The following is a 13,446-nucleotide window of genomic DNA, read 5'->3' as shown; positions in this document are numbered from 1 at the left end:
GCCCTGGCCCTTAACCTGAGGAATAATAAAAATGACTAAACTCGCACACATCCACGTCGAGAATGCTTTGTCGCCCCGCTATGGTCGCGGCTGGCATTGCCTGGGCGAGGCAGACGAGTACCGTGATGGCAAGCTACATACCCTGAATGTGTTCGGCTCGCGACTGTTGGCATTTGCCACGTCAAAGGGCGAGATCAGTGTGCTCGACGCCCATTGCCCGCATATGGGCGCCGACCTGTCCCAGGGCACTATCGAGAACGACCGTGTGGTCTGCCCCTTTCACCACTGGCAGTACGAAGCCAGCGGCAAGTGTGTCGAGATCCCTTACTGCAAGCGCATTCCGCCCAAGGCCAAAACCCGTGCCTGGCAGACCTGCGAGGTCAACAATCTGCTGTTTGTGTGGAACAACCCTGAAGGCAAGCCGCCCGCCGAAGATGTGGTGATCCCCCATCTACCGGAGCTGGACAGCGATGAGTGGCTGCACAGCTGGCATATGGACAAGCTGATCATCGACACCAACCCGCGCGAGCTGGTCGACAACCTGGTGGACGCCCAGCATTTCGGTCCGGTACATGGCACGCCGACCAAGTACTTCCACAATGTGTTCGAGGGGCATATTGCTCAGCAAATCTTCCATGGCGACTCCGAGCGGCTGGGCGGTGACCTGGTGGCCGAGTCGGCCTATTACGGCCCCGCGACGCACCTGACACGCATGAGCGCGGTGTTTGAAGGGCTGGAAATAAAGTCCATCCTGCTCAATTGCCACGTGCCGATCGGCCCCAACAGCTTTGAACTGCGTTTTGGCTGCATGGTGAAAAAAGTGCCGGGCTGGACCCATGAGCAGAACGAAGCGCTGGCCGTGGATTATGTGCAGCGTAACCGCGACTCGTTCTATCAGGACGTTGATATCTGGACGCACAAGGTGCGCATCAACAACCCGGTGCTGGCCGAGGGCGATGGTCCGGTCTATCAGCTACGCGAGTGGTACCAGCAGTTTTTCACCGACGAAGAGGGCGTGCCGGCAAGCATGGCCGAGCGTCGTGAAATCACCACGGTGGATAACCGCTGATTGATTGCCTGAGCCACGGGCAGTGCCGCTGGCGCTGCCCGTCCAGCGGCAAGTTACTGCTGGCTTTTTGATCCGTGCTGCTTAAGATGGCCGTCATCGATACGTCATCGGGCATGGAACAGGGCCAATGCTGAACAAGGACACCATCTCCATTCATCTGGTGCGTGAGGCGCTGCTGCAAAGCTGCGCGCCGGGCGGTGCCACGGATGAAGTGCTGCACAAGGTCGGCATCGCGCGCGAGTTGCTTGACCAGCCGGATGCCCGTGTACCGGCCATGGTCTATGCGCGGATGTGGCGGTTGCTGGCGCGGCGCCTGGACGACGAATTTTTTGGCATGGACCCGCGCAAGTTGCGGGCCGGCAGCCTGGAGTTCATGTGCCGCTCGGCCATGGCGCAGCCAACCCTGGCCCGGGGGCTGGAGGTGGTACTGGGGTTTCTGTCGTTGATGCTGGAGCGTTTGCCTGCACGCCTGGTGCGTCAGCAAAGCGTGGCCGAGATTGTCCTGCACGAGCCTGAGCAACAGGCCAGCCGTGGTTTTACCTACTTTGCCTACTGGATGATCGTGCACGGTGTGGCCTGCTGGCTGGCCGGGCGCAGGATTCCGATTCTGGCCATTGAGCTGCGTTGTGCTGCGCCCGATTACTGCGAAGACTACGAAGTGATGTTCTCCGAGAACCTGCGTTTTGAGCGGCCACGCACGCGGATGATTTTTGCCGCTGATTGCCTGGATGCACCGATCAAGCGCACCGATCCGGAGTTGAAACGGTTTTTGGCTGAAGCACCGGCCAATATTCTGGTCAAGTACCGCGACCCGCAAAGCCTGGCCAGTCAGATAAAACAGAATCTGCGCCAGTTGCCGGCCGTGCAGTGGCCCGAGACCCAGGGCATGGCGCAGGGTCTGTGCATGTCGGCATCGACGTTTCGCCGTCGCCTGGCGGACGAAGGGCAAACCTTTCAGGGGCTCAAGGACAGTGTGCGCAAGGAGCTGGCAATCGGCTGGCTGGCCGAGCCTGAGCACAGCTATGCCGACATTGCCCAGCGCCTGGGCTTTGCCGATACCAGCTCATTCTACAAGGCCTTTCGCAAATGGTCGGGGACCAACCCCGGGCATTACCGCGGGTTAATTTTGGGCGCGGTTTGAAAACCATTGGCGCCTCTGACTCTTCTGTCCCCTGAAGAGACTCTGTTGCCGATCAAGCCTTTTTGTGGGAACGAGCCTGCTCGCGAACGACCTTCGCGAGCAGGCTCGCTCCCACAGTCGTCGTATATACGGGCTACAGCGTCCTGATCGAGTTGCTGATCCCGCGGGCGCACTGAATCACTGTAGAGGCCAGTTTTTCTTCGGCTTCTTCCATGCTCCAGCGGCTGCTGGGCACCACCACATGCACCGCCGCAACCGGCAGGCCGTTACTGTTGAAAATCGGCGCGGCAATGGTCATGTCACCCAGAAACATTTCTTCCTTGTTGGTGGCATAACCCTGTTTGCGGCTGATCTGCACCCGTTCAAATATGGCGTCGGCATCGGTAATTGTATGGCGTGTCAGTTCGATCAGCTGGCTGTCTTGCAGCACACCACGGATTTCATCATCTGCCAGGCCACTCAGGTAAGCACGCCCGCCACCTGTGCAGTACATCGGGATACGGCTGCCGATAGGCATATGGATCGGGATAAATTTCGGTGCGACGAAACGTGACACGTAAACCATGTCCAGTCCGTCGGGCTCGGTCAGGTTGACCGTCTCGCCGGTGATCTGGTTGAGCTCGGCCAAGTAGGGGTTTGCCACATCTACCAATATATCGGCGGCCAGATAGTTGTAGCCGATCTCCATAACTTTGGGCGTTAACTGGAAGCGCCGGCTTTGCGGGTGTTTGCGTACATACCCGAGTTCTTCAAGGGTATGCACCATGCGTTGGGCCGAGCTTTTGCTGATGCCTGCCACCAACGCTATATCTGCCAGGGTCATGGTGCGCCGCGCCGCGCCGAAACCGCGAAGTACGGCCAGGCCCTTTTCCAGTGACTGGTTGAAAAGAGGGTTGTTGTTATCGCTCATGGCGCATCCTTGGCTTGTTTCAGGCCTATAAGTATCGATATGCGATACTTATAAATCTCTTTACGATTTAAGTAAATTGGTTATAGTCGATGGCGGCATTTTGCACCAGAGGCTGCAGGGGTTGTTGAGTGCCGTATCGCAACAATAAAAGCGACCACAGGGAGATTCGCTATGCACAAACCTTTTCAAGTGCTGACGCTGGTATGCGCAATGGCTGCCGGGTTGATTGGATCAGCCAGCGCTGTTGCAGAGCCTGTCTATAAGGTCGGGGCGACAGCAACGGGCATCCCGTTCACCTTCCTCGATATCAAGAGCGGGAAAATCCAGGGCATGATGGTCGATGCGGCCGAGGCGGTGGGCAAGGCTGGCGGGTTCGACACCGAGATCCAGCAAACCACCTTTGCGGCTCTGATCCCTTCGTTGACCACCAACAAGATCGACCTGATTTCCGCCGCCATGCTCAAAACCCCAGAGCGTGAAAAGGTTGTGCAGTATTCCGATCCGATTTTCAGCTACGGCGAAGGCCTGATCGTCAAATCTGACGACCCTAAAGAATACAAAACCATGGATGACCTGGCCGGTGAAGTGGTCGGCGCCCAGGTTGGTACGGTCTTTCTCGATGCGCTGAACAAACACGGCGGCTTCAAGGAAGTGCGCAGCTACGACTCCATTCCTGACCTGATGCGGGACCTCAAGCTGGGCCGTATCAAGGCGGCATTCGGTGATCGCCCGATCATCGCCTACCAGTTGGCCCAGGGTAAAAACCCGGACGTAAAACTGTCGAGCACCTATGTGCCGGTGGTGATGGGCGACGTATGCCTGGTGATGCGCCAGGGCGATGCCGAGAAGCTGGCGCAGGTCAACAAGGGCATTGCCGCCATCAAGGCCGACGGCTCGCTGCAACGCATCATCGAGAAGTGGCAACTGAACTGATGATCCTGTGGCCCCCGTGTTGCGGCGGGTCACTTCTTGTAGCGGTGCGCAGGTAGTTTATGTTTCTCCAGGACGCGTTGGACTTTCTTCCAATTCTGCTCAAAGGCGCAGTAGTCACTGTGCAGGTCACTGCAGGTTCGTTCCTGCTCAGTTCAGTGATTGGCTTGCTGTTTGCGCTGATGATGGTTTCCAAGATTCGCGCCATCGCCTTGTTCGCCATCGGCGTGGTCAATGTGATTCGCGGGCTGCCGATCATCGTGCAGCTGTTTTATATCTATTTTGTGTTGCCCGACTTCGGTATCCAGCTCAGCGCCATGCAGGCGGGCGTGATCGGTTTGGGCATTGCCTATTCAGCCTATCAGGCCGAGAACTTTCGGGCGGGGATCCAGGCCATCGACCTGGGCCAGATCGAAGCCGCCGAGTCGTTTGGCATGCGCGGTCTGCTGATCATGCGCCGGATTGTGCTGCCCCAGGCATTTCGCATTGCCTTGCCGCCCTATGGCAACACGCTGGTGATGATGCTCAAGGACTCCTCGCTGGTGTCGACCATCACCGTGGCGGAAATGACCCGCCAAGGGCAACTGATTGCGTCTTCGACCTTTGAAAACATGACGGTCTACACCCTGGTTGCGTTGCTCTATCTGTCGATGAGCTTGCCGCTGTCCTATGGCTTGCGTCGTCTGGAAGGCCGCTTTGCGCTGCGGAGGCGTACATGAAAGCACCCTCGAAATTGATCTTGCCACCTTCCCTCTGGTCCGCTACGGCGCGCCCCCCGGCTCTGACCCAGGCACTGGCGGAAAACAAGCGGGTGGACGTGGCGATTGTCGGTGCCGGGTACACGGGGCTGGTGACTGCACTGCGCCTGGCAGAGTCGGGTGTCAGTGTCTGTGTGCTGGATGCGGGTGAGCCGGGTTGGGGCGCTTCGGGGCGCAACGGCGGGCAGGTCATCCCCGGCCTCAAATACGACCCCGATCAGTTGCTTGAGCGTTTTGGCGCTGAGCGTGGCGAGAAAATTATCGAAGCCTGCGGCGGTGCCGCAGATGAAGTGTTTTCGCTGATTCGCGAATACGGCATTGCGTGTGATGCCACGCGCAAGGGCTGGATTCAGCCGGCCTTTTCCAGCGCGACGATGAAGACTCTGGAGGGTCGTGCCCGCCAGTGGCAACAGCGCGGTGTAGCCGCCGAGTTGCTGGACAGTAACACCGTATGCCAGCGCATCGGTACGCACAATTACGTGGGTGGCTGGGTTGACCCGCGGGCTGGCAGTTTGCATCCGCTTAACTATGCTCGCGGCCTGGCCAGGTCGGCACTGGGGCGTGGCGTGATGATTCACAGCGATAGCCAGGTGACGGACTTGCGCCGCATCGGCACGCAGTGGCAACTGACCACCGCACAAGGTCATAGCGTGACGGCCGAGCGTGTGGTGCTGGCTACCAATGGCTATACCGATGGCTTGTGGCCAGGGCTGCGGCAAACCGTGCTGGCGGCCAACAGTTTCCTGATTGCCACCCGACCACTGTCGCCGGAGCTGCGCAAAACCATTTTGCCGGGCGGGGAAGTGTGCTCCGATGCGCGGCGCCTGCTGCTGTACTTCAAGCAAGATGCCCAGGGGCGTGTGCTGCTGGGTGGGCGTGGGCCGTTTGCCGAACCGCGGCGTGCCGAAGACTGGGCACACCTTGAGCGCTCATTGATCAGCGTGTTTCCGCAGTTGGCAGGCGTGGCGATCGAATACCGCTGGAGCGGGCGTGTGGCGCTCAATCATAGTGTGTTGCCACAGTTGCATGAGCCGCAGCCAGGCCTGTCGATCCTGATGGGCTACAACGGCCGCGGTATTGCGATGGCGACAACCTTGGGCAAGCATCTGGCGGCGCGAGTTTCGGGGGCCAGCAATGACTTCCCGTTCCCTGTCACGCCGATGCGCAGAATTCCCTTCCACAGCTTGCAGCGCCTGTATGTGGCGGCGGGTATCAGTTACTACCGGTTGCTGGATGCCCTGAACGGGTAAAAGCAGGGGCAAGCGTCAACAGCCTTGGCGCTTGCCGCTGATCTTCAATCCGCCTTGATCGTTGATACATCCTCGGCCCTGACCTTTATGTGCTTGCCTGCTATATCGACGAACTCATAGAAGCCATCCTTGTTGGTGGTAGTGGGCAGGTCCTTGGTCAGGTATTGCGTGCCGTTTTGCAGGGTCACAACGCTCGGGGTCGCGCAGCCTGCCAGGCCCAGCAAGGCCACTATCAGCAGGGGTAAACCGGTAACCTTGATCTTCATGCATGTACCTTGAGCTGTTCGCAAGTTGGAGATGGGTCGCGCCGAGGTTGTTCGAGCAGCCAGCGCTGAAAAGTCAGTGTGGCATCTGACAGCGTTTTTTGCCGAGAGTGCGCCGGATGATCGGCATTTGTGCTGAAAAATTCAACCGCGCCGCCACCGCGCAGTGATCCCGGTGCGGGTGGATCAGATCAGGTCGGGCACGCCCTGGAGCCATTATTGAGGTCCTGTTTGTCGACGCGACTGAGCAGGCTGGCCTTGCCGTCTTTCCAGGTCAGGGTCAACACATACAACGAGTCAAAGTCGCCACCGGACCAGTCTTCGGTCAACGAGGTCTTCTTGCCCAGCGCCTGACTGGCGACGCTATTGATCAGTTCCGGCAAGTAGCCATGGGACCAGGCGGTGTAGATCGTTGAGCTGTGATACTGGTCGTCGGTCAGCTCTTTGGCCAGTTGGCGGGTATCGTTGGCCGAATACTCCAGATTGATCGGCAAGCCCAGTTTGATGGCGCTCGGGTTGATGGTCATCAACGGCCGTACGTAGCTGTAGGCATCATCATTGGCGCCTTCTTCAACCTGGCGCGAAGGGTTGGCTGCAAACACGTAGTCAGCCTTGCCATAGCGCTGTGGCAACAGGGTGGCCAGGTCAATCGCGCGGTTCAGTCCCTGGCAGGTGAGCTGGCCGAGGCCATCGGCGGGTTTTTCCGCATGGCGCAAAAACACCAGGGTTTGCACACCGTCTACCGGCTGGGCAAAGACGTCATCCGCATGTACCGCCAGCGCAACAGCGCCGGCAATCAGTAACAGCGGGATAGCCGCCAATGCATAGGGCTTGAGTCGAGGTTTAATCCAAACAGACTGGGTCATGGGATTCTTCTGCATACATCTGTTAAGGCTGACTGGCCTGGCACAGTGGGCATGGCAGCCCCTGTGTTGATCCTTGTCATTACTGCAAACCTGAGCCTCTTATCCTTGGCAGAAGCGTTTATTAGATGCCTTTTTCACAATTGGTTCGATTTTACCTGCGCTAGATCGGTAATTGTCCTGCAGGGTGAATGCTATGGTGGCTTTTTTGTATGACAAAATCGTTCACTCTTTAGTCTGGTATTCCTACAGAGGCTTGCGCCATGCTTCCAGCGCCACTGCGAAAACCGAGCAATCCCGTGCATCTTCGAGTACGTGCCTGGCGCGGCCGGGTAGGGCTGGCCATGGTGGCGAGCCTGTCGGTGCTGGCGGGCATGACGGACGCCATCGGCTTTTTGGCCACCGGTGATTTTGTCTCATTTATGAGCGGCAATACCACGCGTCTGGCGGTGGCCGTCGGTGACGGTGACCTGCAGATGGCGTTGCGCCTGCTGCTTGCGGTACTGGCGTTTATTGTCGGTAACGCCCTGGGGGTATTGCTGGGGCGCTGGGGCGGACGGCGCGCCTTACCCTTGATGCTGGTGATTGCGGGGTTGTTGTGTGCAGCAGCTTTGCTGCCGTTTGCCAGCCAGGTGCCGGCGTTGCTGGCAGCCATCGTGGCAATGGGCATGCTCAATGCTGCGGTGGAGCAGGTCAATGGCCTGCCGGTGGGCCTGACCTACGTGACCGGGGCATTGTCGCGTTTTGGTCGCGGGCTGGGCCGCTGGCTGCTGGGTGAGCGGCGCAGTGGCTGGCGCGTGCAACTGGTGCCCTGGACCGGGATGTTGCTGGGTGCAGTGCTGGGTGCCTTGCTGGAGGCGCAGTTCGGCCTCCAGGCCCTGCTGTTCAGCGCCGGTTTTGCGGCTGTTTTGGGCGTGTTGTCGTTGCGCATACCTCGTCGTTGGCAACGGGATTACATGCCGCGTTAATCCCTCGTTTTGCTTGACCCGGGCTGCGCGTAAACTGGCGCAGCCCGGCTGCATGCCCAGCCCTACGAACAGGAGTCGTTGTGTCCAAGTCAGTCGATGACAATTCATCCCTTGCGCCATTTTCCATCGAAAGCCCGGCACCGCTATATGCCCGGGTCAAACAGGCCATAACGCAAAAAATCCGTTCAGGGGCCTGGCTGCCCAATGCCAAGTTGCCGTCTGAGAGTGAACTGCTTGCCCAGCTGGGGGTGAGTCGCATGACCATCAATCGCGCATTGCGTGAGCTGACCATCGAAGGGCTGCTGGTGCGCATGCAAGGGGTGGGCACCTTCGTCGCCGTGCCCAAGGGCAGTGCGGCGTTGTTCGAGATTCGCAATATCGCCCAGGAAATCGCTGATCGTGGCCATGTGCACCGCTGCGAAGTGATTGTGCTCGAAGAGGTCCCGGCCAAGACCACGCCGGTGTTGCCCTTTGCCCTGGACGGGGTCAAACGCTTATTCCACTCTCTGATGGTGCACTACGAAAACGAGGTGCCGGTGCAGATCGAGGAGCGCTATATCAATGCCGAGATCGCCCCTGAGTACCTGCAACAGGACTTCACCCGCACCACAGCCTATGCCTACCTGATGAACCTGGCGCCACTGACCGGCGGCGAACATGAGGTGGAGGCGATTCATGCTACTTCCGCGCAATGCCGCCTGTTGAACGTAAAGCGCAACGAGCCATGCCTGCTGATTCGCCGCCGGACCTGGGCTGCACAGGGGTTGGTGGGGTGTGCCCGGCTGGTCTATCCGGGTTCGCGCTATCGCCTGCAAGGGCAGTGCGGTAACTGAGTACTCGCGGGTGGCCCCGTGTTACTCGCGTTACTTTTGGTGCGTTTTTGTTACCTTCCCGCCTGTTTATGCCCAAAGTTGCGGCAGTTTTTTGCATTTTTTCTGTGCGCTCATATTCCGTATTAAAAAGTTCTTAATTTTTAACTATCTGATTTAAATAGCTATTTATCTTGGTTTTGTACGTTCCTGGTTGATCTCGTTCAGGTGTTGGCCCTTCACTTGCATTCACTTGTACATACAGGTTGGTATAAGTGTGCACCTTTGTGCCGCTTGAGCATTTGAGGATGTGAAAATGAACGACAGTCCGTTTACCCGACAACTGCAAGGTGTGCGTGTGCTGGATGTCAGCCGCGTGCTGGCCGGGCCGCATTGCACCGCGATGCTGGCTGATCTGGGGGCCGACGTCATCAAGTTCGAAGTGCCCGAGGAAGGCGATGACGCCCGCCATCTGGGCCCGTTTCTGGACGGTGAAAGTGTCTACTTCGGGCTGATCAATCGCGGCAAACGCAGCGTTGAAATCGATTTTAAAAACCCGGCCGACCGCCAGCGTTTCTACGAACTGGTGGCCGATGCCGATGTCGTGGTCGAGAACTTCCGCCCCGGTGTCACTCAACGCCTGGGCATCGATTTCGACAGCCTCAAGCAGCACAACCCGCGGCTGATCTACGCCAGCATCTCCGGTTTCGGCCAGCAAGGCCCGCTGTCCAGTCGCCCGGCTTATGACATCGTCGCGCAGGCCATGTCCGGGCTGATGAGCGTTACCGGTTTCGCCGCTACCGGGCCGACCCGCAGCGGCGAGGCCATCGGCGATCTGTGTGCCGGGGTGTATGCAGCCTGGGCAATCAGCTCGGCGCTGTTTGCCCGCGAGCGGCATGCCCCGGGGGCCCAGTACATCGATGTGGCCATGTTCGACGTGTTGTTCAGCCTGCAGATGACCGGTCTGTCCAACCTGTATGCAAACGGTGTGGCGCCGGGGCTGGTGGGTAACCGGCATCCGGTATCGACGCCGTTTGATAGCTATCGCGCGGCAGACGGTCAGGTGGTGATTGCAGTGGCCAGCAATCGCTTGTTCGAGCGCCTGTGCCAATGCATGGGCCAGCCGGAGCTGGCCACCGATGCGCGCTTTGTCAACGATACCCAGCGCACCCTGAATGAGCCGGCGTTACGCGCTGTTATCGAGGCCTGGACCACACAGCACAAGGTTGAACAGTTATGCGACGGCCTGCTCGATGCCGGAGTGCCGTCTTCACCGGTGTGGGATCTGGCCCAGGCTGCGGGCAGTGAACATGCCCGTGTACGCCAGTTGCAGTTCCAGCCCGAGGGCAGCGTATTGCCGCTGGTGCCGCAACCGGTGTTCTTCAATGGCCGTAAACCCCACGCCATCACCATTGCCCCGCGATTGGGCGCAGACAACGCCGCATTTGGCTTGAACAAAGCAGGAGAGAAAGCATGAGCTTTGAAATGAGCGCAGAGGAAATGGCCGTAGTTGAAAGTGCCGAGCAAGTGGCGCGTGAGGTAATTCAGCCGCTGGCCCAGCACTACGATGAAACCGAAACTTTTTGCCTGGCCAGCATCCGGGCGTTGAGCGATCTGGGTTGCATGGGCGTCAACCTGCCAGAACAATATGGCGGCCTGGGCATTGGTAGCCTGGCGATGAGCCGCGTGGTGGAAGCAGTAGCGGGTGCCTGTGCCTCTACCGCTTCGGCCATGACTGCGCATTTTCTGGCCACGGACTCGATCCTGCTGGGCGGCACCGAGGAACAGAAACATGAGTGGCTGCCACGGGCAGCCAGCGGCGAATTACTCGGTGCCTTTGCCCTGACCGAGCCTGCGGCGGGCTCCAACCCGGCGGATATGCGCAGCCGCGCCGTACGTGAAGAAGGTGGTTGGCGGGTGCGCGGCAACAAGCACTACATCACCAATGCCAGGGAGGCCGATTTTATTGTGCTCTACGTCAAGACCGACGCAGATGCAGGTCACAAGGGCATCAGTGCCTTTATGGTGCCCCGGGGCACGGCGGGCATCAGCTTCTCCAGTCCGGAAAAAACCATGGGCCTGCGTGGCAGTACCATCTATGAACTGGCGCTGGACTGCTGGCTGCCCGAGTCGGCACTGCTCGGCGTAGAAGGCCAGGGGTTCAACACGGCCATGGCGGTGCTGGACCGTGGGCGGGTGGAAGTGGCAGCCATGTCGCTGGGGATTGCCAATGCCGCCCTGCAAGCCAGCCTGAGCTGGGTGCGTGAACGGCAGATCGGGCCCAAACCGCTGGCCGCTTATCAGGGCACGCAATGGCGCCTGGCTGATATGTATGCGCAGCTCGAAAGCGCGCGCATGCTGACCATGAAAGCTGCTGCCCGGCGTGACAGCGGCGAGCGTTTCAGCCTCGACTCGGCCACCGCCAAACTGGTCGCTGCCGAATGCGCCGGGTTTATCACCGATGCTGCACTGCAACTGCACGGTGGCTATGGCTACAGCCGGGATTTGCCGCTGGAGCGCTATGTTCGTGATGCACGGATCTTGCGGATTTTTGAAGGCACCTCCGAGGTACAAAAAATCATTATCTCCCGTGCCCTGCTCGACGCAGCCAGATAATCCGCCGGCCAAGGATTGGAAAAGTCTTTCCCAAAACAACACGGCGCACCCCGGGTGCCAGCCTGAAGGAACTGCTTATGTCCACGCTCAACCAAGATTCACCGCGGGCCTCGCTGGTCGAACAGCGCTCTATCGATTACATCCCTGAGTCAGAGCGCCATGGGCGCCTGTTCAGCCAGTTCACCTTGTGGTTCGGGGCCAACCTGCAAGTCACTGCGATTGTCACCGGAGCCCTGGCCGTGGTGCTGGGAGGGGATGTGTTCTGGTCGCTGATCGGCCTGCTGATCGGGCAAGTGCTGGGCGGCACCATCATGGCGTTGCATGCGGCGCAGGGACCCAAGCTGGGTCTGCCGCAGATGATCTCCAGCCGGGTGCAATTCGGCGTCTACGGCGCCGTGATCCCGATTGTGCTGGTGTGCCTGATGTATGTCGGTTTCTCGGCCAGCGGCTCGGTGCTGGCCGGGCAGGCGGTGGGGCAACTGGTGGGGGTGAGTGACTCGTGGGGCATCCTGATTTTTGCTACCCTGATCGTGCTGCTGACCATTCTGGGCTATCGCACCATTCACATGATCGGCCGTGTGGCGAGCGTGGTCGGCGTGCTGGCGTTTTTCTACCTGTTCTACACCCTGATTGCTCAGAATGACATTGGCCTGTTGCTGAGCAATAAACACTTTTCCCTGAGCAGTTTTCTGTTGGCGATATCGTTGTCAGCCTCCTGGCAGATCGCGTTCGGGCCTTATGTGGCGGACTATTCACGCTACTTGCCAGCCAATACCTCGTCGCTGAAAACTTTTCTGGCAGTGGGGCTGGGCTCTGTCGTCGGCTCGCAAATATCGATGGTTTTCGGTGTGTTTGTGGCTGCCCTGGCCGGTAGCCAGTTTGCCGGGCATGAGGTGGCCTACATCGTCGGCATGGGGGCGAGCGGGGCGATGGCGGCGCTGCTGTATTTTTGCGTGGTGTTCGGCAAGGTGACCATCACTACGCTCAATGCCTACGGCAGTTTCATGTCCCTGGCCACCATCGTCAGCGGCTTTCGCGGCAACCATGAAATCTCCAAGACCTTACGCCTGTTTTACATCCTGCTGATGGTAGGTTTTGCCACTGCTCTGGCCTTGCTTGGGCAGCATTCGTTCCTCAAGGATTTTTCGGCGTTTATTCTGTTTTTACTGGCTTTTTTTACGCCGTGGAGCGCGATCAACCTGGTGGACTTTTACCTCATCAGTAAAGAGCGCTATGACGTACCGGCGCTGTCTAACCCGAATGGCCGATACGGGCGCTGGAACCTGCGCGGTATTCTGGTCTACGCCTTCGGGGTGGTGGTGCAGTTGCCGTTTATCGCCACCAGCTTTTACACCGGGCCTCTGGTGGAACACCTGGGGGGGACTGATATTTCCTGGATCATCGGCCTGACGCTGCCAGCGCTGGTGTACTACTTCGTGGCACGCAACTCGGGGCAGTCGGTGCCGGATCAACTGATTTTGCCTGTTGAGCCCGCGACGGTTTAAGAGGTTTCCAATCAAGTAGCCATAGAGGGAGCAACAATGAAGGTGCTGGCCTGTATCAAACGAGTGGTCGATTACAACGTTAAAGTGCGCGTCAAAGCGGACAACTCCGGCGTTGACCTCGCCAACGTCAAGATGTCGATGAACCCCTTCTGCGAAATCGCCGTGGAAGAAGCCGTACGCCTGAAAGAGAAAGGCGTTGCGACTGAAATCGTCGTCGTCTCCATCGGCCCGACCACCGCTCAGGAACAGCTGCGTACCGCGCTGGCGCTGGGTGCTGATCGCGCCATTCTGGTCGAGTCCGCCGAAGACCTGACCTCGCTGGCCGTGGCCAAGCTGCTCAAGGCCGTTGTCGACAAGGAACAGC

Annotated in this window: 13 protein-coding genes and 1 pseudogene; 11 read left to right on the top strand and 3 right to left on the bottom strand. The window is 59.0% G+C overall.

Translation table 11 applies throughout. From position 1 onward, the window contains the following. Window positions 1-31: 31 nt before the first annotated feature. On the top strand, window positions 32-1,069 hold the full coding sequence (locus HBN79_RS23450; RefSeq protein ID WP_095003331.1) for a Rieske 2Fe-2S domain-containing protein: 1,038 nt from the start codon (window positions 32-34) through the stop codon (window positions 1,067-1,069). Between the two features lie 127 nt (window positions 1,070-1,196). Further along, window positions 1,197-2,210 (top strand): AraC family transcriptional regulator, encoded by a 1,014-nt coding sequence (locus HBN79_RS23445; RefSeq protein ID WP_095020699.1) that lies wholly within the window; start codon window positions 1,197-1,199, stop codon window positions 2,208-2,210. A gap of 133 nt (window positions 2,211-2,343) precedes the next feature. On the opposite strand, the gene HBN79_RS23440 is transcribed toward HBN79_RS23445, so the two are convergent. Next, the gene (locus tag HBN79_RS23440) at window positions 2,344-3,120 is read right to left on the bottom strand and encodes an IclR family transcriptional regulator (RefSeq protein ID WP_095003333.1); all 777 of its coding nucleotides are present in this window, start codon (window positions 3,118-3,120) and stop codon (window positions 2,344-2,346) included. A gap of 171 nt (window positions 3,121-3,291) precedes the next feature. On the opposite strand from HBN79_RS23440, the gene HBN79_RS23435 reads away from it, so the two are divergent. From HBN79_RS23435 to HBN79_RS23425, 3 genes are read left to right on the top strand one after another with little or no spacing between them, the layout of a single operon-like run. Then, window positions 3,292-4,053, top strand: coding sequence for an ABC transporter substrate-binding protein (locus HBN79_RS23435; protein ID WP_095018695.1), 762 nt, complete (start codon window positions 3,292-3,294; stop codon window positions 4,051-4,053). 59 nt (window positions 4,054-4,112) lie between these two features. Beyond that, window positions 4,113-4,769: an amino acid ABC transporter permease gene (locus tag HBN79_RS23430; RefSeq protein WP_095003335.1), complete on the top strand. Its 657-nt coding sequence runs from the start codon at window positions 4,113-4,115 to the stop codon at window positions 4,767-4,769. Beyond that, a complete protein-coding gene (locus HBN79_RS23425) occupies window positions 4,766-6,058 on the top strand; it encodes an FAD-dependent oxidoreductase (protein ID WP_169917292.1) in 1,293 nt (430 codons plus the stop codon). The genes HBN79_RS23430 and HBN79_RS23425 overlap by 4 nt, the downstream gene beginning before the upstream one ends. A gap of 44 nt (window positions 6,059-6,102) precedes the next feature. Here the strand turns inward: HBN79_RS23425 and HBN79_RS23420 are convergent, their stop codons facing one another. Both HBN79_RS23420 and HBN79_RS23415 read right to left on the bottom strand, forming a co-directional pair. After that, window positions 6,103-6,324, bottom strand: coding sequence for a YgdI/YgdR family lipoprotein (locus HBN79_RS23420; protein ID WP_095003337.1), 222 nt, complete (start codon window positions 6,322-6,324; stop codon window positions 6,103-6,105). A 188-nt stretch (window positions 6,325-6,512) separates the two neighbouring features. After that, complete coding sequence (locus HBN79_RS23415) at window positions 6,513-7,187, bottom strand: histidine phosphatase family protein (protein ID WP_095003338.1); 675 nt, start codon at window positions 7,185-7,187, stop codon at window positions 6,513-6,515. Window positions 7,188-7,447: 260 nt separating this feature from the next. Here HBN79_RS23415 and HBN79_RS23410 point away from each other — a divergent pair, with 260 nt between their 5' ends. The 6 genes and pseudogenes from HBN79_RS23410 to HBN79_RS23385 all read left to right on the top strand — a co-directional run. After that, the gene (locus tag HBN79_RS23410; protein ID WP_095003339.1) at window positions 7,448-8,152 is read left to right on the top strand and encodes a YoaK family protein; all 705 of its coding nucleotides are present in this window, start codon (window positions 7,448-7,450) and stop codon (window positions 8,150-8,152) included. Window positions 8,153-8,232: 80 nt separating this feature from the next. Further along, on the top strand, window positions 8,233-8,985 hold the full coding sequence (gene hutC / locus HBN79_RS23405; RefSeq protein WP_095018697.1) for a histidine utilization repressor: 753 nt from the start codon (window positions 8,233-8,235) through the stop codon (window positions 8,983-8,985). A gap of 292 nt (window positions 8,986-9,277) precedes the next feature. Further along, window positions 9,278-10,438, top strand: a complete 1,161-nt coding sequence (locus HBN79_RS23400; RefSeq protein ID WP_095018698.1) for a CaiB/BaiF CoA-transferase family protein — start codon at window positions 9,278-9,280, stop codon at window positions 10,436-10,438. Continuing rightward, a complete protein-coding gene (locus HBN79_RS23395; RefSeq protein ID WP_169917290.1) occupies window positions 10,435-11,577 on the top strand; it encodes an acyl-CoA dehydrogenase family protein in 1,143 nt (380 codons plus the stop codon). The genes HBN79_RS23400 and HBN79_RS23395 overlap by 4 nt, the downstream gene beginning before the upstream one ends. A gap of 77 nt (window positions 11,578-11,654) precedes the next feature. Next, complete coding sequence (locus HBN79_RS23390) at window positions 11,655-13,082, top strand: cytosine permease (protein WP_169917289.1); 1,428 nt, start codon at window positions 11,655-11,657, stop codon at window positions 13,080-13,082. A 36-nt stretch (window positions 13,083-13,118) separates the two neighbouring features. Then, a pseudogene (locus HBN79_RS23385) lies at window positions 13,119-13,446 on the top strand (alanine racemase); the annotation flags it as partial.

Origin of the sequence: Pseudomonas sp. WS 5051, from assembly GCF_012985715.1 — a bacterium.
In the GTDB taxonomy this organism is placed as follows: Bacteria; Pseudomonadota; Gammaproteobacteria; order Pseudomonadales; family Pseudomonadaceae; genus Aquipseudomonas; species Aquipseudomonas bubulae.
The sequence above is the reverse complement of the archived record's forward strand: the minus strand, read 5'-3'. Positions and strand labels throughout refer to the sequence as shown.